20 protein-coding genes are annotated in these 20,440 nt (G+C 72.2%); 12 read left to right on the top strand and 8 right to left on the bottom strand.

Going from position 1 to position 20,440, the window contains the following annotated elements; all coding sequences use genetic code 11:
• The first annotated feature begins 70 nt into the window (after positions 1–70).
• Complete coding sequence (lepB, locus tag DWB77_RS33195) at positions 71–913, top strand: signal peptidase I (protein ID WP_120725915.1); 843 nt, start codon at positions 71–73, stop codon at positions 911–913.
• A gap of 51 nt (positions 914–964) precedes the next feature.
• On the opposite strand, the gene DWB77_RS33190 is transcribed toward lepB, so the two are convergent.
• From DWB77_RS33190 to DWB77_RS33175, 4 genes are all read right to left on the bottom strand, one after another.
• A complete protein-coding gene (locus DWB77_RS33190) occupies positions 965–1,480 on the bottom strand; it encodes a hypothetical protein (RefSeq protein ID WP_120725913.1) in 516 nt (171 codons plus the stop codon).
• Positions 1,477–2,112: a SigE family RNA polymerase sigma factor gene (locus DWB77_RS33185; RefSeq protein ID WP_120725911.1), complete on the bottom strand. Its 636-nt coding sequence runs from the start codon at positions 2,110–2,112 to the stop codon at positions 1,477–1,479. Before DWB77_RS33185 ends, DWB77_RS33190 begins: the two co-directional genes overlap by 4 nt.
• Positions 2,113–2,203: 91 nt before the next feature.
• Positions 2,204–2,704 carry an LPXTG cell wall anchor domain-containing protein gene (locus DWB77_RS33180; RefSeq protein ID WP_120725910.1) on the bottom strand — a complete coding sequence of 167 codons (501 nt, stop codon included), beginning with the start codon at positions 2,702–2,704 and terminating at the stop codon, positions 2,204–2,206.
• Between the two features lie 162 nt (positions 2,705–2,866).
• On the bottom strand, positions 2,867–4,111 hold the full coding sequence (locus DWB77_RS33175; RefSeq protein WP_120725908.1) for a carbohydrate-binding protein: 1,245 nt from the start codon (positions 4,109–4,111) through the stop codon (positions 2,867–2,869).
• Positions 4,112–4,341: 230 nt separating this feature from the next.
• Here DWB77_RS33175 and DWB77_RS33170 point away from each other — a divergent pair, with 230 nt between their 5' ends.
• The gene (locus DWB77_RS33170) at positions 4,342–5,502 is read left to right on the top strand and encodes a D-alanyl-D-alanine carboxypeptidase family protein (RefSeq protein WP_120725907.1); all 1,161 of its coding nucleotides are present in this window, start codon (positions 4,342–4,344) and stop codon (positions 5,500–5,502) included.
• Positions 5,503–5,520: 18 nt separating this feature from the next.
• Here the strand turns inward: DWB77_RS33170 and DWB77_RS33165 are convergent, their stop codons facing one another.
• On the bottom strand, positions 5,521–6,486 hold the full coding sequence (locus DWB77_RS33165; protein WP_120725905.1) for a LysR family transcriptional regulator: 966 nt from the start codon (positions 6,484–6,486) through the stop codon (positions 5,521–5,523).
• Positions 6,487–6,819: 333 nt separating this feature from the next.
• On the opposite strand from DWB77_RS33165, the gene DWB77_RS33160 reads away from it, so the two are divergent.
• A complete protein-coding gene (locus DWB77_RS33160; RefSeq protein ID WP_120725903.1) occupies positions 6,820–7,266 on the top strand; it encodes a subtilase-type protease inhibitor in 447 nt (148 codons plus the stop codon).
• A 200-nt stretch (positions 7,267–7,466) separates the two neighbouring features.
• Positions 7,467–8,558: a phosphatidylinositol-specific phospholipase C domain-containing protein gene (locus tag DWB77_RS33155; protein WP_120725901.1), complete on the top strand. Its 1,092-nt coding sequence runs from the start codon at positions 7,467–7,469 to the stop codon at positions 8,556–8,558.
• 129 nt (positions 8,559–8,687) lie between these two features.
• Here DWB77_RS33155 and DWB77_RS33150 read toward each other — a convergent pair whose 3' ends face one another.
• Positions 8,688–10,193: an FAD-dependent monooxygenase gene (locus DWB77_RS33150; protein WP_120725899.1), complete on the bottom strand. Its 1,506-nt coding sequence runs from the start codon at positions 10,191–10,193 to the stop codon at positions 8,688–8,690.
• A gap of 525 nt (positions 10,194–10,718) precedes the next feature.
• Here DWB77_RS33150 and melC1 point away from each other — a divergent pair.
• Positions 10,719–11,108 (top strand): apotyrosinase chaperone MelC1, encoded by a 390-nt coding sequence (gene melC1 / locus DWB77_RS33145; protein ID WP_120728517.1) that lies wholly within the window; start codon positions 10,719–10,721, stop codon positions 11,106–11,108.
• A gap of 49 nt (positions 11,109–11,157) precedes the next feature.
• Positions 11,158–11,985 (top strand): tyrosinase MelC2, encoded by an 828-nt coding sequence (gene melC2 / locus DWB77_RS33140; protein ID WP_120725897.1) that lies wholly within the window; start codon positions 11,158–11,160, stop codon positions 11,983–11,985.
• 28 nt (positions 11,986–12,013) lie between these two features.
• Here melC2 and DWB77_RS33135 read toward each other — a convergent pair whose 3' ends face one another.
• Positions 12,014–12,814 (bottom strand): class I SAM-dependent methyltransferase, encoded by an 801-nt coding sequence (locus tag DWB77_RS33135; protein ID WP_174248661.1) that lies wholly within the window; start codon positions 12,812–12,814, stop codon positions 12,014–12,016.
• Positions 12,815–12,984: 170 nt separating this feature from the next.
• Between DWB77_RS33135 and DWB77_RS33130 the strand changes: the two genes are divergently transcribed.
• From DWB77_RS33130 to DWB77_RS33115, 4 genes are all read left to right on the top strand, one after another.
• A complete protein-coding gene (locus tag DWB77_RS33130; protein ID WP_428985171.1) occupies positions 12,985–14,124 on the top strand; it encodes a hypothetical protein in 1,140 nt (379 codons plus the stop codon).
• A 133-nt stretch (positions 14,125–14,257) separates the two neighbouring features.
• The gene (locus DWB77_RS33125; protein ID WP_120725893.1) at positions 14,258–14,926 is read left to right on the top strand and encodes a transcriptional regulator; all 669 of its coding nucleotides are present in this window, start codon (positions 14,258–14,260) and stop codon (positions 14,924–14,926) included.
• A 183-nt stretch (positions 14,927–15,109) separates the two neighbouring features.
• Positions 15,110–16,654 (top strand): alpha/beta hydrolase, encoded by a 1,545-nt coding sequence (locus tag DWB77_RS33120; RefSeq protein WP_120725891.1) that lies wholly within the window; start codon positions 15,110–15,112, stop codon positions 16,652–16,654.
• 264 nt (positions 16,655–16,918) lie between these two features.
• Positions 16,919–17,281: a hypothetical protein gene (locus tag DWB77_RS33115; RefSeq protein ID WP_246033332.1), complete on the top strand. Its 363-nt coding sequence runs from the start codon at positions 16,919–16,921 to the stop codon at positions 17,279–17,281.
• Between the two features lie 15 nt (positions 17,282–17,296).
• Here DWB77_RS33115 and DWB77_RS33110 read toward each other — a convergent pair.
• Positions 17,297–18,228 (bottom strand): IS5 family transposase gene (locus DWB77_RS33110; protein ID WP_428985093.1). Its coding sequence is split into 2 segments (ribosomal slippage): positions 17,297–17,848 and positions 17,851–18,228, totalling 930 coding nucleotides; the frame shifts between segments, so codons are not numbered across the junction.
• A 172-nt stretch (positions 18,229–18,400) separates the two neighbouring features.
• On the opposite strand from DWB77_RS33110, the gene DWB77_RS33105 reads away from it, so the two are divergent.
• Both DWB77_RS33105 and DWB77_RS33100 read left to right on the top strand, forming a co-directional pair.
• A complete protein-coding gene (locus tag DWB77_RS33105; protein ID WP_120725889.1) occupies positions 18,401–19,864 on the top strand; it encodes an MFS transporter in 1,464 nt (487 codons plus the stop codon).
• Positions 19,861–20,433 (top strand): TetR/AcrR family transcriptional regulator, encoded by a 573-nt coding sequence (locus tag DWB77_RS33100; protein WP_120725887.1) that lies wholly within the window; start codon positions 19,861–19,863, stop codon positions 20,431–20,433. The genes DWB77_RS33105 and DWB77_RS33100 overlap by 4 nt, the downstream gene beginning before the upstream one ends.
• Positions 20,434–20,440 lie beyond the last annotated feature (7 nt).

Raw genomic sequence — 20,440 nt, 5'->3', positions numbered from 1 at the left:
TACCGTTCGTCGGGCAGGTCGTGACTCCACGCGGCGGGCGCGTGGGTGAGGTACGAACGAAGGAGCGCGCGTGGGGAATTCAGCGGTCGGCGCGGACGGCGGCGCTCGGGCCGACGGCGAGGGCTCCGGCGAGCCGCGCCGTTCCCGGCCGGCCCGGCACCGCTCGTTCTGGAAGGAGCTGCCGATCCTCGTCGTGGTCGCGCTGGTGCTCGCGCTGCTCATCAAGACGTTCCTGGTGCAGGCGTTCTCCATCCCGTCCGAGTCCATGCAGAACACGCTCCAGCCCGGCGACCGCGTACTCGTCGACAAACTGACCCCGTGGTTCGGCTCGGAGCCCGAGCGCGGCGAGGTCGTCGTCTTCCACGATCCCGACAACTGGCTTGCCGGGGAGCCCACTTCACACCCGAACGCCGTCCAGAAGGCGCTGTCGTTCATCGGTGTCCTGCCCTCGGCCGACGAGCACGACCTGATCAAGCGGGTCATCGGCGTGGGCGGCGACACCGTGGAGTGCAAGGGCTCTGGCCCCCTGCTGCTCAACGGCAAGCCGCTCGCCGAACCGTATGTCTTCCCCGGGAACACGCCCTGCACCGACGACACCCGGGGCGGTCGGTTCAAGGTCACCGTCCCCGCGGGCAAGCTGTGGATGATGGGCGACCACCGGCAGGACTCGGAGGACTCCCGCTACCACCAGGCCGACAAGAACCACGGGTTCGTCCCGGTCGACCAGGCCGTCGGCCGCGCCTTCGTGATCGCCTGGCCCCTGTCGCGCTGGGCGACACTGCCCGTCCCGGACGCCTTCGACCGGGCCGGGATCAACACGGCGGCCGCCCTCGGACCGGATGCGCTCGCCCTGGTGGGCGCGGTGCCCGCGGCGCTGTGGCGGCGTCGGCGCGAGGTGGCCCGCGGAGTGTGACGCTCAGCCGCTGTGGGGTGCCCGCGCGGGGCGGCCCGCCGAGGGTGAGGCTCAGCGGCCCGGTGGCCGGGACGGCGGAGCGGACGCGGCCGGTGTCGACCCGCGCCCGGAACCGACCCTGCCCGGATCGGCCGACGGCGCCGAGGAGTTGGGGACCGGCCCCGCACCGGGTGTCCTGGAGCGGTGGACGGAGGGCGTACGGCTGGGGGCCGCGGGGGGCTCTGCCGGAGCCGGCGTCGGCGGGACGAAGGTGGGCGGGCCCGGCGTCGGCGGGGGCTGGACCGGGCCGGGCGAGCCGGCCGGCAGCGGGCGCTGTACGTCGGGCCCGGGGGCCAGGGTGAACCAGCCGGCCGCGATGGCCGCGGCCGTGGCCAGGGCGGCCAGCGGCAGGGCGAACCGGCGTCGGCGCAGCCGGGCCAGCGGGGCGCGGCGCAGCGGCGGGCCCGGCGGGGCGGCAGGGCGCAGGTCGCCGGGCGCGATGCTGTCCGCGCGGGCGGCCAGCGCGCCGCGCAGCCGCCGCTCGACCGGGCGCTCGGGGATGCCGGGCCCGTTCCCGTGGCCGCTCATGCCCGTTCCTCCAGGATCTTCTCCAGCGAGTCGAGGGCCCGGCTCGCGATGGACTTCACCGAGCCCCGGCTGATGCCGAGGGTGGTGGCGATCTCCGCCTCCGTGAGGTCGCTCCAGTACCGCAGGACGAGCACCTCGCGCCGACGTACCGTCAACTGCCCGAGGGCGGCGAGGACTTCACGGTGCTCCTCGTCGAGGACGACGCGTTCCTCCGCCGAGGGCGCGTCCGGTTCGTGGGGCGGGGTGTAGCCGCGGGCGGTGCGGCGTCGGCGCAGCACCGAGCGCGCGGCGTTGACGACGGCGGTGCGCAGATAGGCGAGGGCGTTGTCGATCTCCTCGACGCGCTCGCCGTGGCGTCGGTACAGGGCGGTGAAGGCATCCTGGACGACGTCCTCGGCGGTCGCCCGGTCGTCGACCAGCATGACGGCGAGACGCACCAGGGCGAGCCGGTGGGCGTGGTAGAGCTCGCTGACGGTCGGCGGCCCCGCATCGGGTTCGTACACGCCGGTGAACGCGCTCGGCCGACCGGGCGCCGGTGGTCGTGTGCGCAGGGCTCGGGGTTCGATCCGGCCACGGCGCAACAGCCCGCGCCACCAGGGGGCGAGCGGGCGGGGGCGAAGAGGGCCGGGCAGGGTGCGACGGTGTGCTCCATCAGTTCCTCGGGTACCGCGGGCGTGGCCCCGCTCCTCCTGCGAGGGGCGGGGTCCTTGAGTGCCCGAGTGCTCAGTTCTGCCGCTGCCGCCGCCGGACGGCGTAGAGGGCGCCGACGCCCGTCAGGATGAGCGCGCCGGCTCCGACGCCCATCGCGGTGTTGGTCGTGGACGAACCAGTATGGGCGAGCTCCTTCTGATCGGCGGGGGCGGCGGCGGGCTCGGCGGACGGGGCGCTCGCCTCGGGCCGCGTCGCAGGACCCTCGGTCGGCGGGGCGCTCGCCTCGGGGCGCGCGGTCGGGGGCGCGGGCCGGGTGCTCTTGCCCGAGCGTTTGACCGGCGAGGAGGGGGCGGAGCTCGGCTCGGCCACGACGGTCGCGCCCCGGGGCGCCGCGCTCGGTTCGTCGGCGTACGCGGTGCCGGCGAGCGCGGGGACGGCGAGGGCGAGGAGCAGACCGGTCGCCGTCGCGACGCCGGCGAGGGTCCGGGGGCGGCGGGAGACGGGGTGGTCGGGACGGTGCTGGGGGACGGTCACGTTGTGCTTCTCCACGGTCGACGGGAAGGCGCGGTCCATGCGCCTTCACCCTTGACGACGCCCGGCCGGCCCCGGGGTTGCCGCCGGTCCGGAAAAACTTCCGGGCCCCGGCGGACCCCGGATGCCGACGGCGTCTCGCCGGGGCCGCACACACGCCCCTGAGGAACCCTCGTCCCCGGGGGCCGTCGCGTTCCGGGAGGCTCAGCAGGCCCCCTCGTCCTGCCACACCCCCCACTCGCCCGTGGTCCCCGGCTCCTCGTTCTGCGTCCACCACTTGGCCTTCCACTGGTGGCCGCGGTGGGAGACCTCGTTGCCCTGGGTGTACACCGCGCCGGAGCTCCAGGCCGCCGCCGCGCAGGTGCCGCCGGGCGCGGAGGGCGTCGGCGAGGAGGGCGTCGGGGACGAGGGCGGGGGCGAGTCGGGCGGGGTCGCTCCGGCGAACCGCACCGAGTACTTGGCGAAGTCCCAGGCCGCCTGGGGAACGCTGCTGCACGTCCCGGACGTCCTGCCGTTGTTGTCGGGCGGGGTGCACTGGCGGTCCCGGTTGAGGGACCAGAAGGTGAAGCGCGCCATGCCGTGGCTGGTGGTGTAGTCGAGCACACTCTGGAAGTCGCTCTGGGTGAAGTACTCCCCCGAGTCGCTGCGTCCGTTCATCCCGGAGAAGCCCTCGTGGGCGTAGGCGGTCGCGGCGGACCAGCCGAACGTGGACTGGAGTACGGAGTTGAACGCGGTCAGCGCGGCCGTCTGGGCGGCGGCGCCGCTGAACCCGCCGTCGAACGGCATGATCGAGAAGTTGTCCGGCACGAAGCCCTGGGTCTTGGCCTCGTTCAGCATCTGCTTGCCGAACCAGCCGGTGCCGTCGGCGGTCCCGGCCGTGGTCACCGACACATACAGGCCGGGGTTGTTCTGCTGGAGGATCTTGGCGGCGCCGATCTCGTGGGAGATGGCGGCGGTGTTCTCGTACTCCGGCTCCTCCAGGTCGAAGTCGATCGCCTTGAGCTGGTACTTGGTGATGACCTGCTGGTACGCGGCGGCCGTGGAGGCCGCGTCGGAGCAGTTCTGGCCGAGCTTGGTGCCGCCGTAGCCGCCGACGGAGACCGAGACGTCACCGCCCTTGGCGCGGATGGAGGAGATGATCGCGGCGACCGCGGTGTCCGAGGAGACGGGCGCCGTGCCGCCCCAACTCGGGCTGCACCCACCGCCGTTGGGGGCGAGGACGAAGGCGAGCTGGAAGGCCTTGAGCCCGGTGGCGTCCATGATGGCGGTGGCGCTGGGCGGGTCGTTGTCCAGGGGCATCAGATAGGGCGCGGCGGCGTACCAGCGGCTGCCGAGCCCCGCCGCGTTCGCCGGGGCGCCGGAGGCCTGGCCCGCGACGAGGGCGGTGAGCCCGGCCGCGGCCAGCGCGGCACTGGCGGCGCCGCAGAGGAGAGCACGAAGTGGCTTCATGTCGGGGTCTCCTGGGGGTGGGAGGGGCTCCCAGAATTGGCCGGTGGCCGGAACACGTCAACGACTTGGACTAGACCATTGCCTTCCCTTGAACAAAGGGAACCGGCCCCCGAGAACAGATCCGGCCACAAGGGGCGGACGGTCCGGTCCGGCCGCCGCGACACGCGCCCTGTAGGCCGGACGGCACAAGCCGACCTGCGCGATGTCCGTTCTGTTCCTACGGTGGCTGAATGGTCATCAGATCCGGATTCCGCTCCATGGCAGCACTGACCGCCACCGCCGCCATCGGTCTGTGCTGCCTCGCTCCGGCGCCCGACAGCTCCGCCTCGGCGACCCAGGCGGGTCCCTCGGGGGGCGAGCAGGTCAGTCTGCGGCCGGGCGCGCCCGCCCTTCCGGGTGACGTCTCCGCCCTGGCGTACGTGGTCGCGGACGCCCGCACCGGCAAGGTGCTCGCCGCCCGCAACGCCCATCGCAAGCTGCCTCCGGCGAGCACCCTCAAGACGCTGTTCGCGGTCACCGCCCTGCCCCACCTGCGCGCCGAGGACCGGCACACCGTCTCCGAACAGGATCTGGCCGGCATCGGCCCGGGCAGCAGTCTGGTGGGCGTAGAGCCCGGGCACACCTATCAGGTGTCCGACCTGTGGCGCGGGGTCTTCCTCAGCTCGGGCAACGACGCCGTGCACGTACTGGCCGCCCTGAACGGCGGCTGGGAGGAGACGGCGGCCCAGATGCAGGCCAAGGCCCGCCGGCTCGGCGCCCTGGACACCGAGGTCGTCTCGCCCGACGGCTACGACACCCCGGGCCAGGTCTCCTCGGCGTTCGACCTCGCGGTGTTCGGCCGGGCGGGCCTGGCCCGCCCGGACTTCGCCGAGTACTGCTCGACCGCCTGGGCGCAGTTCCCCGGCGGGGGCGGCTCGTACGGCATCGTGAACACCAACCGGCTGCTCTCGGGCGCCAACGGGATCGCCCGCTATCCGGGGATCGTCGGAATCAAGAACGGCTATACGAGCAATGCGGGCAACACCTTGATCGCGGCCGCGAAACAGGGTGAGCGCACCCTCCTTGTGACCGTCATGAATCCGCAGGCCGGCGGCGGTTACGCGGTCTACGAGGAGGCCCGCACGCTGCTCGACTGGGGTTTCAAGGCCTGGGACAACGTCGACGCGGTGGGCTCATTGGAGCCGGTGCGGGCCACCAAGTCGCCCACCCGCCAGGCGCAGATCCAGGCGCATGTCGCGGCGGTCAGGCCCGAGGCGGCGGACGAGGGCGCGCCCGGCTGGTCGCTGACGAGTTCGGTGGCCGGGGGCCTCGCGGCGGCGGGAACGCTCTTCCTGCTGGTACGCCGCCGCACGATCCGGGGTCGAAGGGAGCGCAAGCGCCCGACGGAGTGAGCCCGCGCCGCGTCCCGGTCACCGCGGCGCCGGGGGCCTTTGTCCGGCGGCCGGTCCGGTGAGCGCCGGAGGTCCTGAGGGGGCGGCCGCTTGGGCGAGCGCCGTGCGAAGTCCGGCGAGCAGGGCCCGGCCCGCCGGGCCCGCGGGGCCTTGGGTGCGCCAGGCGAGGGCGATGCGGCCGCGCGGTTCCGGGTCGGTGATCCGCAGGATCCGCAGGCCCGGCGGGGCGTCGGCGCCGGGTGCGGGAAGGACGGCCACGCCGAGGCCGCGCGCGGCGAGCCGGGCCAGGAGCTGGGGCGAGGCGGCCTCGAAGGCGACGCGCGGGCGGATTCCGGCCTGCGCGCAGGCCCCGTCGAGGACCGCGCGGATCCCGCTGCCGCGCGGCAGGCCGATGAGCGGGCGGCTCGCCAGTTCGGCGAGCGTGACCTCGGTGCGGCCGGGGGTGAGCAGGGGGTCGCCCTCGGCGACGGCCGCCACCAGGGGCTCGTCGACCACCACGTCGAGCGAGAGGCCCACCGGGAGCGCCTCGTGCGCGAGGCCGATCAGGGCGATGTCGAGCCGGCCCGCGAGCAGCGCCGCCCGCATCCGGTCCGAGGTGTCCTCGGTGAGCGTGATCTCGACCTCGGGGTGGGCGTCGTGGAAGTCGGCGAGCGCCAGTGCGATGTCGAAGTCCTGGGTGACGGCGCCGGAGACCACGCCGATCGTGACGTGTCCGCGCAGCAGTCCGCTGAACTCGTCCACGGTGTCGCGCACCGCCTCGACGGCGGCGAGCGCGGCCCGCGCGTGCGGCAGTACCGCCTCGCCCGCCTCGGTGGGGGTGATCGAGCCGCCGGCGCGGTCGAGCAGGCGCTGGCCGAGCTCGCGCTCCAACTGGCGGATCTGCGCGCTGACGCCGGGCTGGGCCACATGCAGACGGGCCGCGGCCCGGGTGAAGTTGGCCTCCTCCACCACGGCGACGAAGTACCGCAGCTGTCGAAGCTCCATGCCGGGATCCTAGCCCCGCGAAGATCGAATCCCGGGACCCGCTCCGGGTGCCCCGCCGAGTCCGCGCGAACTGACCAGTCCTCAATTCGGCCTAAGATTCCCAGAATTCGTTTTGCGATTGCCTTGAATTCGACCTCACACCCGACATCATGCCTTTCTTTTGGCCGACCTTGGCGGGCGCGGCGACCTGCGTGTCCATGCGCCCGCCTGCGCCGACACGGCTTCGGTACGTGACTACATGTGACCGAATGTGTCCGGTTCGTTGCGCGGAGAGGTTCAGAGCGGTAGAGACTCCTGTTCGTTCTCCGGAATCCAACCCCAGGAGTGTTCGAAATGCGGAAGATCGCAGCAGTCAGTGCCGTCACCGTCGCCCTGTTGGCGAACGGTCTCGTCGGCACCGGGCTCGGCAGTGCGACCGCGGCCCCGGCCGGCGCGATGAAGCCGATGAGCCTCTACCCGCCGTCGGCGCTGGTGATCAGCGTCGAGCCCGGAACCGGCAACGAGGGTGCCTCCGTGCAGCGCGCGGTCACCCTCAACTGCACCCCCACCCCCTCCGGCACCCACCCGGCACCCGCCGCCGCGTGTGCCGAACTCCGCGGCGTCCAGGGCAACTTCAGTGCTCTCGCCGCGAGCGGAGGCCCCCGTCTGTGTACGAAGATCTGGCAGCCGGTCACCGTCCGGGCGGACGGCGTGTGGAACGGCCAGCGGATCAACTACGTACAGACCTACGCCAACTCCTGCATGAAGGCCGCCGGTTCCGAGGCTGTCTTCAACTTCTAGGCGGCTCCCGCCGGGACGGCCTCAACGCGCCGTCCACCGTGCCGGGTTCGCCTGAAGGGCGAGCGCACCGGCATCACGCGCGGCCGATCCGGCCGCGGGGGGTGACAGGAGGAATCCACCTCGTGTTACTTGACATGTCTTCGTCGCTTCACTCGGCGATGACAGCGTCCTGACGGAGTGTCACCCCCCTAGGAGGACCCGTGTCGGATCCCCGGCCCAGACGATTCACCCCCCGGCCGCGCACCACCCTGCTCGGCGCGCTCGCCGCTTGCCTCGCCCTCGCCTCGGCGGGCGCCGGCGGCAGCGCGTCCGCGGCGGGGCCCGAGACCCTGCCCCTGTCCGGGGCCACCGTCTCCGGACTGCACAACACCTACGACCCGGCCGCCTTCCCCTATCTGGCCCGGGCCCTCGACACCGGCACCTCGATGATCGAGCTCGACGTGTGGGACGACTTCATCACCAAGGAGTGGAAGGTCAGCCACTCCAACCCGCTGGGCAACAGCAACAACTGCGTCAACGCCACCACCCCCGCCCAGCTCTACACCGGCGGTGCGAACAAGAACCTGGAGAGCTGTCTGGACGACATACGCGTCTGGCTCTCCGCCCACCCCGGCCATCCGCCGCTCGTCGTCAAGCTGGAGATGAAGGCCGGGTTCCAGGCCACGTACGGCATGGGTCCCGACAAGCTCGACCAGACGATCGCCGACCATCTGGGCCCGGCGGTCTTCCGCCCGGCCGATCTGCTCGCCAAGCCGGGCGGCGGTCAGTACGCCACGCTCGACGAGGCGGCGAACGCGGGCAACTGGCCGAGCCGTGAGGCACTCGCGGGCAAGGTGATGCTCGAAGTGATCCCCGGCACGGTCGAGGAGGGCAACCCCACCGACACGCTGTGGACGGACGTCGAGTACGCGCGCCATCTGCGCGACCTCGCGGCGGCGGGCCGTACGGCGCGGGCCCAGGTCTTCCCCGCCGTCCACAACGCCCAGGCGGGGGACCCCCGTTCACGATACGCCGATGCCTCGATCCGCCCGTGGTTCGTGGTCTTCGACGGCGACGCGGCGACGTATCTGAACGGCACGGTCGACACCGCCTGGTACGACACCCACCACTATTTCCTGGTCATGACCGACGCCCAGAACGTGGCGCCGGCCCTCGACGACAAGAACCCGTCACCGGCGGACGCCCGGGCCCGGGTGGCCCGGCTCGCCGCCGCCCACGCCAGTGTGGCCTCGAACGACTGGAACGCCCTCCCCGAGATCCAGTCGCTCGTGCTGCCCCGCGGCGTGGGCTGACGGCTGGGCCGGCCGGGGTGGCCCCCGGCCGGCCCGCCTTCCGGCAAGGAACCGCGAGAGGGTGGCCGAAATAGGGCCAGGAACAAGGCAGTTGAAGGCGGCCGGCGCGCCAAGGCTCCTGACTGCTCATCAGCTCTCCGGGTCGCCGAACCACTCGCTGACGGCCGCCTCGAACGCCGGGCGGTCCGGTGTGCGACCGTCCGCCCAGACGACCACGCCGTCGGGCCGGACCAGCACGGCGCCGAGCCCGAGGTCGTTCCGGGCCGCGCCGGCCACGTACCGCAGCCGGCTCTCCCGGTTCTTCGCCGCGGGCCGCAGGGATTGCTCGGCACTGAAGTCGAGCACCACGCCACGACCGTCGCCCATCAGGTCGCCCAGGCGGCTGCCGTCCTCCAGGTGGAGGTCCGGCGCGTCCCGGCCGACCAGCGGATGCTCACCGCCCAGGTCGTAGCGGATCCACGCTCCCGATATCCGCTCGAACACATAGGTCGTCCCGTCGCGGGTGCCGATCAGATCGCGCACCACGCCCTGGACCGCCTGGGCGTACGGGCCCGGTCGCATCACCGCCACCTGGGCGCGCGACCAGTCGAGCACCGCCGCGCCGACGGGACGGCGCTCGCGGGTGTAGGTGTCGAGGAGCCCCTGCGGCGCGTGTCCGCGCACGGTCGCCGCGAGCTTCCAGCCCAGGTTCATGGCGTCGCCGATGCCGAGGTTGAGTCCCTGCCCGCCGAGCGGGGAGTGGATGTGGGCGGCGTCCCCCGCGAGCAGCACGCGTCCTTGCCGGTAGGTCGTCGCCTGCATGGCCCGATCGGTGAAGGTGGTCGCGAGCTGGACCTCGCTCAGCGTCACATCGGTGCCCGAGACACGGCGCAGTACCGACTGGAGGTGGTCGAGGGTGGGCTGCCGCGAGCGGTCGAAGGCGCCGCCGTCGAAGTCCATCATGGCGAGGTGTCCCGGCAGGAGCCGGAGGTACATGCCCTGCGGCGTCAGATGGAATCCGAAGTCCAGCTTCTCCGGGACGGCGACGGTGACCTGCATCGAGTAGCCGGTGAACTGCGGCTCGGTTCCCTCGAATGGGAAGCCGGCGAGCTTGCGCACCGTGCTGCGTCCGCCGTCACAGCCAACGAGCCAGCGCGCCGGATACGTGTGTCCGCCGGCGTGGGCCACCGCGCCCCGCTCGTTCTGGGTCACGTCCGTGACCGCGACCCCGTACCGGATGTCCACCCCGAGCCCGGACGCCCGCTCGGACAGCACCGTCTCGACCGCTTCGAGGTGGGTCCGCAGACTCCGCGGCGCCGGGCTGGGCAGCCAATAGGGCAGCGAGTCGACGTCGATCCGGGCCGGGTCGAGCATCATGCCCGCGAAGTGGCCCGCCCCGCGCAGGGGCGAGGCGGTGGGAGCGCCGGGATCCTCGGACATGCCGGAGGCGGACAGCAGTTGGGGTAACAGCCCCCGGCGGTAGAAGGCCCCGACCGACGCCCCGGACAGGCCCCTCATCCCGAACGGCTCGGCCTTGAACGGGGATTGGGGTTGGGGCTCGCGCTCCAGCACCAGGACCGAACAGCCCGCGAGGCCGAGCTCGCAAGCGAGGAACAGACCGACCGGGCCGGCCCCAACGATCACTACGTCATGCATGAGAGTTCCCTTCACAGCGCGGCCGGGTGGGCACCCGGCCGGACCTCTCCCACGGTGCCGAGCCCCACCGACACCGCGCCGACAGCGCCCGACAGAGCGCCGACACCCAGGCCTTGCCCCCTCGATCGCTCCTGGTAGCGCCCTGCGTCGGGGGTGTTCACCAACGCCCGCACCCGGGAGGACGGACGGGCGTTTCCGGTCACCTTTTCCGCGTGAGGCCGGACACATGGGACACGTCAACGCAACAAGATCTTCACGCTACTGGCATATTTCAGGGAGAATCTTCACGCCCGGCCCGCTGACGCGGCCCCGCCGACAAGATCCCCGTCATTGAACACTGCACTTCGAATCTGGACATGTCCGCATAGCGGCCAACCAATTGCCCGCCCCTTCTTGCGAACCGCCCCCTGCCGGTAGGGATGGAGGCGCACAGCTTCGCCGGGCAGCACGGCCGTGACCAGGCCGGTCGACTGTTTCCCGGTGCTCGCGTGCGCGCCAACCGACCGCACCACCCTGGGGATTGCGATGCCTCGACCGTCCGAACCGTCCCGACCCACCCGCCGCCAGGCCATCGGCGTCACCGCCGGCACCCTCACCGCACTCGCCCTCGCGAGCAGCGCCCACGCCGCCCCCCTGAGCACCCGCCCCGCCTCGGACGCGGCGCACGACGCGCCCGAGGCCTTCGACGAGGTCTTCCAGGGGCGCCGCATACAGGGCCTGCCCGGCGCCGGGCACATGCATCACGGCGGCGGCTACTCCGTGCGGATAGACGGCCAAGAACTGCATGTGATGCGGAACGCCGACGGCACCTGGATCAGCGTCGTGAACCACTACGAGACGTTCGCCACGCCCCGCGCCGTCGCGCGTGCCGCCGTGGTCGAGCTCCAGGGCGCCGCCCTGGTCCCCCTCGTCTGATCCGCACGCCGCCGCCCCGCCCGTATCCAGCCCAACCAGGAGCACAGCCATGGCCGTTCGCAAGAACCAGGCGGACCTCACCGCCGCCGAGAAGCGCCGTCTGATCGACGCGCTGCTCCAGCTGAAGCGCGACGGACGGTACGACACCTTCGTGCGTACCCACAACGCCTTCATCATGAGCGACACCGACACCGGCGACCGGGTCGGCCACCGCTCGCCGTCCTTCCTGCCGTGGCACCGCAGATTCCTCATCGAGTTCGAGCAGGCCCTCCAGTCCGTCGACGCGTCGGTCACCGTGCCGTACTGGGACTGGACGGTCGACCGCACCCCGGCCGCCAGCCTGTGGGCGGCCGACTTCCTCGGCGGCACCGGGCGCAGCCGCGACGGCCAGGTGATGGACGGTCCGTTCGCGTTCGAGGCGGCCAACTGGCCGGTCAACGTCCGTGTGGACGGCCGCACTTATCTGCGCCGCGCGCTCGGCGCCGCCGTCGCCCAGCTGCCGACCCGAGCCGAGGTCGACGGCGTCCTCGCCATGGCGACGTACGACATGGCGCCCTGGAACAGCGCATCCGACGGCTTCCGCAACCATCTGGAGGGCTGGCGCGGGGTCAATCTGCACAACCGCGTCCACGTCTGGGTCGGCGGCCAGATGGCGACGGGGGCCTCGCCCAACGACCCGGTGTTCTGGATGCACCACGCGTTCGTCGACAAGCTCTGGTCGCAGTGGCAGGCCAGGCACCCGCGCTCGCCGTATCTGCCGGCGGCGGGGACGCGGGACGTGGTCGATCTGCACGACACGATGCGGCCGTGGAACAACGTGACCCCGGCGGACATGCTCGACCACACCCGCTACTACACCTACGACACGGCGGCCTAGCCGCCGATCCGCGCCGCCGCCCGCGTGCTCAGCTCGGGCGGCGGCCCCATGCGGAGATCATGGGCGAGGTCGCCAGGTCGAGGCGGCCGGCGGCGACGCTCGCCAGATGGCGCTCGATCTCCTCGTCGTCCGCCAGTCCCCGCTCGACGAGTTGGTCCCTGACCTGGCGCACGGTCGCCGCTTCGAGGACCGCGCCGGCCGGCGAGGTGACCGGGAAGTACGCGTCGGCCTCCACCTCCTCAAGGCCCAACTCCCTTAGCAGGCGCGGGAGTTTGCGACCGTAGGACAGATCGGCGCCGCGTTCGGCGAGGAGTTCCCTGAAGCCCCGGCGCAGCCGGTTGGCGCGTTCCTGTTCGGGGCCGTACTCGTCGGGGCAGAGCAGCGGCTGGAGCGCGGGGTCGGCGTCCTCGACGAACAGGACGCCGCCGGGGCGCAGCGCCGCGGCCATGGTGCGCAGGGCGCGGTCCCGGTCGCCGACATGGACCAGGACCAGACGCGCGTGGACGAAGTCGAAGGTGCCCGAAGGCGCCTCGTCCCGGCCGACGTCGTGCCGCCGGACCTCGACGCAGTCCGGCAGCGTGACCCCGCCGAGCCATCCGGTGTCGAGGTCGGTGGCGAGCACCCGCTCCTCGGGCCCCACCCGCCTGGCCAGGCCGAGCGGCACGGACGGGCCGCCGGCGCCCACCTCCCACACCTGTTGCCCGGCGCCGAGGCCCAGGGCGTCGAGGTGGCGGAACGTCGAGCCGTCGAAGAGGGCGGAGAGGGCCTCGAAGCGCTCGCCCGCCTCGGTCCGCCGGTTGTCCAGGAGGTATCCGTTGTCCTCGGTCATGATCCTCATCATGGCAGCGGCCGACCCTTCGGGCCCGGCGGCGTGTGGCGAGTGGCACATGTGGCCCCGTGTGAGAACGAACCTGCGCCGCATGACATCTTTCCCCGGGGCCCCCGCGCGCTCCACGGAACGTCATTCGCATCGGGCAGGGAAACAGGAGCTGAACACACGTGCCGGCCATCAGTCAGAGGATGCATCTGATCCTGCTCTCCGCCTGGACCGCGCTCTGGTTCGCCGTCGTGGAACCCAACGGCGGCTTTTCCTGGCACTATCTGCGGGCCGGCGGCGAGCTCATCTACCAGGGCCCCTCCGGTGACGGCACCGGCGGACTCAACCTATACGCCCACCACCCCGAGCTCCAGATGGGTCCCGTCAGCTTCCTGACGGCGGGACTGTTCAACCCGTTCCCCGAGCGGACCGGCCAGTTCCTCGCGGCGCTCCTGATGTCGGTGCTCGGCCTGGTGATCGTGGTGCTCGCCGGGCGCAGCGCCGCCTGGTACTTCCTGGGCACCGGCACCAACCACCAGCGGCTGCGGCAGCGGGTCCTGATCGCGGGGCTCGCCTTCATCCCCATGTGGATCGAGGTGTCGGTGCGCTTCGGCCATCTCGACGACGTCCTCGCCCTGTTCTTCACCGCGCTCGCGGTGCGCTCGGTGACCCGTGACAGTGCGGTGGGCACCGGGGTGTGGCTGGCGCTCGCGATGGATTCCAAGCCGACGGCGGTGACGTTCGCCGCGCTGCTCTTCGCGCTGCCCCGCCACCAGTGGTTGCGGGCGGGGCTGTGGTGTGCCGCGGTGCTCGCCGTCGCCTGGGCGCCGTTCTTCCTCAGCAACCCGCACTCGATGTCGGCCGCCGGTTTCGCGATACCCAACCAGCCCGCGTCCGCGCTGCGCTGGCTGGGGGTGGCCGACGCGGAGACACCGGGTTGGGACCGGCCCGCGCAGGCGGCGCTCGGCCTGCTGCTCGGGGCCGTCGCGGTGTGGCGGGGGCGGTGGGCCGCGGTGGTGCTGCTCGGCGCGAACGCGCGGATCGTCCTGGACCCCAGCGTCTACACGTACTACACGGCGTCCGTGCTGCTCGGCACCCTGCTGTGGGATGTGATCGGGCAGCGCAGACTGGTCCCGTGGTGGAGCTGGCTGGCCCTGCTGACGTTGTACGGGAGCGTGTTCGCGGTGCCGCACGACGCGGCGCGGGGCCTGATCCGGCTGGCCTTCGTGCTCGTGTCCACGGCGTACGTCCTGCTGTGGCCGCAGCGCGACAGGACCCGTGACCGCAGACGAAGGCAGCGCTCTCCGTCCGTCGCCGGGTGACGGAGGGCCGCACCGGCCGGTGCGTCGACGACCGGACGCCCGCGGGCCACGCCGACGGACCGTCAGATGGCGGGCGGCGTCGCGTGAGACGCTGGCCGGGACCGCACCGCCAGACCTGCGAAGAGGGTCCCCCATGACTCGTCAGACGCGTACGGCCCAGGAGATCATCGCGGCGACCTCCGCGGACCTCGCCCCCTCGGCGGACGACAACCGCCTCGTGCCGCTCGTCGAGGCCGGCACGGCGCCACGGGCCGCACTCGCCCAACTCGCCCTGGAGCAGCGCCACATCATCGCCGCCGACCGCCGCGCCTTCACGCACCTGGCCGAACGCTCGGGCCGCGGCACGGCGTGCGCGGAGTTCTTCGGCATGCTCGCCGAGGGCGAGGCGCTGGCGCTCGAACGGCTCGGGGCGTACGAGAGCGCCTGCGGGCTCACGCCGGAAACCATCGGGCAGTACCGGCCCGCGGCGGGCTGTCAGGCCTATCCGGCGTATGTGGCGTGGCTGGCGCTGAACGGGGAGCCGCCGGGCGTGGCGCTTGCCCTGACCGCCAACTTCGCTGCCTGGGGCGGCTCTTGCTCTCGCCTGGCCGTGGCGCTGCGGGCCCGGTACGGCTTCGACGACGAGGCGTGCGGCTTCTTCGACTTCTTCGCGTCGCCCGCCCCGGAACTGGAGCGCAGGGCGGTGGCGGCCGTCGCCAGCGGCTCGGACGACGAGCACGGTGAGGGCGTGGGCGGCGGCGCGCACTACGGCCGGCTGCTCCAGAGGTACGAGTCGATGTTCTGGAACACCCTCGCGCCCTGACGGCCGGGCGGGTGGCGATGGGCGCCGGGCCGCGCGTCGTCACCCCTGGGCCACCTTCGGGGTGGCACACGTACCACCCCCGATCGGGGTGGTGGCGGGATCGAGACGGGGGGTGGGGGCGGTGGACGATCGATACGACCGACGCACCACCGGGAAAACGAATCCCAACGGGGAGACAGATCCATGCAGTTGTTCAGGAAGCCGGCCCGATGGGCCGCGGCCGTCGCGTGCGGGCTGCTCGCCACCGCGGCGCTGCCCGGCACGGCGGCGAGCGCCGCCACCACCGCCACCGCGTCCGTGCCCGACCGCTACCGCCTCCAGCACCTCGACTGGCAGCCGTGCGTGTCCACCACCTTGGAGTGCGCCACCATGGCCGTGCCCCGGGACTGGTACCACCCGAGCGCCGGGCCCGGCCTCAGCATCCAGGTGTCGCGGCACCGGGCGACCGACCCGGCCACGAAGCGTGGCGTGCTCATGATGGCGGCGGGCGGGCCCGGCTCGTCCGGGTACAAGCGCCCGGCGAACCTGGCCCGCCTGAGCCCCAAACTCGCGGCCGCCTACGACATCGTCAGCTTCGACCAGCGCGGGGTCGGGGCCAGCACCAACGTGGTCTGCTCGGACCAGGCCACGGTCGACGCCTTCTTCTCCAGCGGCGATCTGCGGGACCGCTCGGCACCCGCGATCCGTGCCACGTTCGACCGGGCCCGTGACTTCGTGGCGGACTGCGAGCGCCACTCGGGCGGGCTGCTGCCGTACATCACCTCCGACCAGGCGGTGCACGACATGGACCTGTACCGCGCGCTGCTCGGCGCGGACAAAATCTCCTACTACGGGCCCTCCTACGCCACCGTCCTCGGGGCGTACTACGCGACCGAGTTCCCGCGCCGCGTCGAGCGGGTCGTGCTGGACAGCACGGTGGACTTGACGCGCGGCTGGGAGGCGTTCCTGGTGGGCCAGCCGCTCAGCTTCCAGCGCCGGTTCGAGGGCGACTTCCTGCCGTGGCTGGCGAAGAACGACGCGACCTACCACCAGGGCCGCACCCCCGCCGAGGCCAAGGCGTCCTACGAGCGGCTGCGGGCCGCGCTGCGCGACCATCCGCTCGACCTGGAAGGCACCCGCGTCACGCCGAACCACCTGGACGCCGCGGCCACGAACGCGGTGTACAACGCCGGCCGGGGGTTCCCGCACTTCGCCGCGATGATGGGTCTGCTGGAGAACCCCGACGGCGCGTCCGAGGAGGCGAGGAAGGACGCCGTCGAGGACTTGCAGCCGGTCATGAGCGCGCCCTACTTCGCCGACTTCTCCGCCGTCACGTGCGGCGACACGCCGTGGAAGCGGGACCGTCGCTACTGGGTGGAGAAGAGCGCCGAGGCGACCCGCACCAACCCCCTTGCCGGGGCACGGGAGTTGACGTTCGCGGCGGTCTGCGCGAACTGGCCGCGCAGCGGCGCACCGCGGATCGAGGTGACCGGCAAGGGGTTGCCGCCCGTCCTGATGCTCAACTCCACGATGGATCCCGCGACGTACTACGAGGGGGCGCTGCGGGTCCACCGCGGTCTCGCGGGCTCGCGTCTGGTCACCGTGGACGACGGGGACCACGGGCAGTTCCAGACGGGCAACGCGTGTGCGGACGCCCACGTCGAGAACTACCTCCTGGACGGCGTCCTGCCACCCAAGGACACCACCTGCCCGGGCGTCCCCCTCCCGGCCCCCACCACCCGCGGCTGAGACGAGCCCCCTAGCCCACTCGACCCCGGCCCGCGCAGTTCCCCGCGCCCCTAACTACTCGGTGCGGGCCAGTGCAGGCCACCTCAGCCTGTCCGGCGATTGAGGACGAGCGCCCTTAAGGCGCGAACGGGGTGTGGGGCGGAGCCCCAGGGCCTTCGGCTGCGGACCGTGCGTGGCTGGTCGCGCAGTTCCCCGCGCCCCTAGGAGCTGTCCGGTCGATCACAGAGCTCCTCAAGGGGATGGACCTGCCATGCGAGGGGTGTCATGATCACGCTGGCGTCGGGCGTGGGCCCGACCCTGCAGGGAGCGACCGTGAAGCTGTACCTCGCCATACCTCTTGTGCTGATGGCGTTGCTCATCGCAGCCTCCGGCATTGCTGCCGTTTCCCGTGGATGGGTGCTCCCCATGAACCGGCGCCATGTCCGTGCTCCCCAGCTCTACGGCTGGGGGCAGCTCGTGGTGGCCTTCGCGCTGTGCTGGCAGCTGGTGTTCGGACTGGTGATCAGCGACTCCGGCACGCGACCGACAGGGACGCTGATCGGTGGCGTGATTCTCCTGGTTGGCCTCGTAGTCATGATGGTTGGCCAGCTCGCCGGTGGGAACGGCAAGGGCAGGAACACACCGTAGGTCTCGCCCGGGCACTCATGTTCGGAGCCAGATGACGAGGGCTGCTGCGGTTGCGGTTCCGAGGAAGACGTAGCCGCGCTTGTCGTAGCGGGTGGCCACGGCTCTGGCGTGCTTGAGCCGGTTGATCGCCCGTTCGACGGTGTTGCGTTTCTTGTACCGTTCTTCATCGAAGCCAGGTGGCCGTCCGCCGCATGACCCTTTGCGCAGGCGGGCGGCCTGGCTGTCGGTCTTCTCCGGAATCGTGTGCCGGATGCCCCGGCGCCGCAGGTACTCGCGGCACGGGCCGTTGCTGTAACCCTTGTCCGCCGCGAGGCTGTCAGGCTTCCTGCGCGGCCTGCCCGACCCGATCCGCGGGACGCGGATCTTCTCCAACACGGGCTTGAACTGCGTGCAGTCCGCCCGCTGTCCCGGTGTGACGATGAGGGAAAGCGGGCGGCAGCGGCCGTCTGCGCTCAGGTGGAGCTTGGTGGTGAACCCGCCCCGCGAGCGGCCCAGGCCCTCACCTCCTGCACCACCTCCACCAGGCGGGCGACGAGGCTCTGCCACGGCGTTTCGCCCTGGTGTTCTGCCGCTGCGTCCCCCTTTGAGGCGGGAGCCGGCGGTGGTTCGGTGCGGGCGCCAGCGGCGTGCTGATGCGCCCGCACGATGGTGGAGTCAACCGAGATGTCCCAGTCGATCTCTCCGACCGCATCGGCCTCGGCCTGGACCTGCTGGAGCAGGCGTTCCCAGGTTCCGTCGGCCGACCACATGCGGTGGCGTTCATAGACCGTCTTCCACGGGCCGAACCGTTCGGGCAGGTCACGCCACTGAACGCCGGTCCGCACCCGGTGCAGAATCCCGTCGATCACCTGCCGATGGTCCCGCCACCTGCCACAACGCCTGTTGCTGACCGGAAGGAACGGTCGCAGCCGTTCCCACTCGGCATCCGTCAAATCGCCCCGCCCCATGTCCACATCAACGACACAGGCGCGGAGTAGTCACATGATCGACCGGACAGCTCCTAGCCGTGCCGGCGCTGGGGCACCTTCGGGCCGTCCGGCGATCGGGGGTGCACAGGCGTTTACCCTGGGGGGTGAACGCTTGTGCACCCCGGTCCGCGTCGCCGTCGTACGGAGAGCCATGCCCCCAGCGATACCCCCACCCCGCCCCCACCCCTTCGTCGCGGTCCTCGCGTTCTGCGGCGTCGTCGTGGCCGTCATGCAGACGCTGGTGGTGCCGCTGCTCCCGCACGTCCCCGCCCTCACCGGCAGCACTCCGGCCGCGGCGAGCTGGCTGGTCACGGTCACGCTGCTGACCGGCGCGGTCTTCACACCCGTGCTCGGCCGGGCCGGTGACATGTACGGCAAGCGGCGCCTGCTGATCGGCTCGCTGGGGGTGCTGACGGCCGGCTCGGTGATGTGCGCGGTCAGCTCCCACATCGGCGTGCTGATCGCCGGCCGCGCCCTGCAAGGCGCCGCACTCGCGGTGATCCCGCTGGGCATCAGCATCATGCGGGACGAGCTGCCGCCCGCGAAGGTCCTCTCCTCGGTCGCCCTGATGAGTTCGACCCTGGGCATCGGCGCGGCCATCGGCCTGCCCGTCGCGGCCCTGGTCGTGGAGCACTTCGACTGGCACACGATGTTCTGGGCGTCGGCGGTCCTGGGGATCCTCGACATCGCCCTGGTGCTGTGGTGCGTACCCGAATCGACGATGCGCTCACGCGGCAGGTTCGACGTCCTGGGCACGCTCGGCCTGTCGACGGCGCTGGTCGCCGTGCTGCTCGCCATCACCCAGGGCGCGGACTGGGGCTGGACCTCGCCGCGCACCCTCGGCCTGCTCGGCGCGGCCGTGGTGATCTGGCCCCTGTGGGGTGCCTACGAACTGCGCACCCGTTCCCCGCTGGTGGACCTGCGCGTCTCGGCGCGGCCCGCGGTGCTGCTGACCAATGTGGCGGCCCTCTTGATCGGGTTCGCCTTCTACGGCAACTCGCTGGTCACCGCGCAGATGGTGCAGGAGCCGAGGACCACCGGGTACGGTCTCGGCGCCTCCATCGTGGTCAGCGGCCTCTGTCTGCTGCCGGGCGGTCTCGCGATGGTGGCGCTCTCCCCGGTGTCGGCCAAGATCTCGGCGAAGTACGGCCCGAAGGCGACGCTCGCCCTCGCCGCGGCCATCATGGTGGTGGGCTACGGGGTGCGCTTCTTCACCAGCCACAGCCTTCCCCTGATCATCGCGGGGGCCACGGTGGTGGCCTGCGGCACCGCGATCGCGTACTCGGCGCTGCCAGCCCTCGTGATGCGCGCGGTGCCGGTGAGTGAGACGGGCGCCGCCAACGGGCTCAACACCCTGATGCGCTCGGTCGGCCAGGCCTGTTGCAGCGCGGTGGTCGCCGCGGTGCTCGCCTCCCTCACCTTCCAGGCCGGCGGCCGCACCGCCCCGACCCTGCACGCCTATCTCCTGGTGTTCCTCATCGCCGGGGGCGCGGCGCTCGCCGCACTCGTGGCGACCCTGTGCCTGCCGGGCGGCGCGGAGCCCGGCACCGGTAGCGTCGAGCCGGAACGCGCCGCGGGCGCGACGGGACGCACCACGGCCGAGGAGAGCGCATGACGGAGCGGCGGGCCGCCGGTGCCGACACCGGGACGGGTCGGGACGCGATCGTGCGGGCGGCGCGGCGGGCGTTCACGCTGCGCCCCTACGCGGAGGTCACGATGCGTTCGATCGCCGCCGACGCGGGGGTCAGCGCCTCGCTCATCGTCAAGCGGTTCGGCAGCAAGGAGCGGCTGTTCCACACGGTCGCGGACTTCGGGCCCGCCGCCGACGCGCTCTTCGCCGCTCCGCTGGAGGAGATGGGGCGGCACCTGGTCCTGACGATGGTGCGGATGCGGCGCGAGGACCAGGGCGATCCGTTGCTGCGGGCGGTCTTCTCGCTGGGCAACGTGGACGAACGGACCCTGCTGCGGGAGCGGTTCCGCGAGCAGGTCACGTCCCGACTGGCCGGTCAACTGCGCGGCGGGGACAGCGAGTTGAGGGCCGAATTGATCGCCGGTCTGCTGCTGGGCCTGGGCGCCACTCTCAGTCTGCACCGGCCGGGCGCCGGGGAACGCGCCACGCCCGAGCAGCTGGCGGATCTCTACGCGCCGGCTGTGCAGCGTCTGATCACCGGCTCCGAGGACTGACCGGAAC

The organism is Streptomyces hundungensis (genome assembly GCF_003627815.1).
GTDB classification, from domain to species: domain Bacteria; phylum Actinomycetota; class Actinomycetes; order Streptomycetales; family Streptomycetaceae; genus Streptomyces; species Streptomyces hundungensis_A.
Note: the sequence above shows the minus strand (reverse complement) of the source record. Positions and strands in the feature narration are given on the sequence as shown.

Coding starts and splice junctions, on each gene's coding strand:
- DWB77_RS33120 (WP_120725891.1), top strand. CDS start 15,110: ATGCAGTTGTTCAGGAAGCCGGCCCGATGGGCCGCGGCCGTCGCGTGC.
- melC1 (WP_120728517.1), top strand. CDS start 10,719: ATGCCTCGACCGTCCGAACCGTCCCGACCCACCCGCCGCCAGGCCATC.
- DWB77_RS33115 (WP_246033332.1), top strand. CDS start 16,919: ATGATCACGCTGGCGTCGGGCGTGGGCCCGACCCTGCAGGGAGCGACC.
- DWB77_RS33180 (WP_120725910.1), bottom strand. CDS start 2,704: ATGGACCGCGCCTTCCCGTCGACCGTGGAGAAGCACAACGTGACCGTC.
- DWB77_RS33165 (WP_120725905.1), bottom strand. CDS start 6,486: ATGGAGCTTCGACAGCTGCGGTACTTCGTCGCCGTGGTGGAGGAGGCC.
- melC2 (WP_120725897.1), top strand. CDS start 11,158: ATGGCCGTTCGCAAGAACCAGGCGGACCTCACCGCCGCCGAGAAGCGC.
- DWB77_RS33105 (WP_120725889.1), top strand. CDS start 18,401: ATGCCCCCAGCGATACCCCCACCCCGCCCCCACCCCTTCGTCGCGGTC.
- DWB77_RS33170 (WP_120725907.1), top strand. CDS start 4,342: ATGGTCATCAGATCCGGATTCCGCTCCATGGCAGCACTGACCGCCACC.
- DWB77_RS33190 (WP_120725913.1), bottom strand. CDS start 1,480: ATGAGCGGCCACGGGAACGGGCCCGGCATCCCCGAGCGCCCGGTCGAG.
- DWB77_RS33125 (WP_120725893.1), top strand. CDS start 14,258: ATGACTCGTCAGACGCGTACGGCCCAGGAGATCATCGCGGCGACCTCC.
- DWB77_RS33135 (WP_174248661.1), bottom strand. CDS start 12,814: ATGACCGAGGACAACGGATACCTCCTGGACAACCGGCGGACCGAGGCG.
- DWB77_RS33150 (WP_120725899.1), bottom strand. CDS start 10,193: ATGCATGACGTAGTGATCGTTGGGGCCGGCCCGGTCGGTCTGTTCCTC.
- DWB77_RS33175 (WP_120725908.1), bottom strand. CDS start 4,111: ATGAAGCCACTTCGTGCTCTCCTCTGCGGCGCCGCCAGTGCCGCGCTG.
- DWB77_RS33160 (WP_120725903.1), top strand. CDS start 6,820: ATGCGGAAGATCGCAGCAGTCAGTGCCGTCACCGTCGCCCTGTTGGCG.
- DWB77_RS33100 (WP_120725887.1), top strand. CDS start 19,861: ATGACGGAGCGGCGGGCCGCCGGTGCCGACACCGGGACGGGTCGGGAC.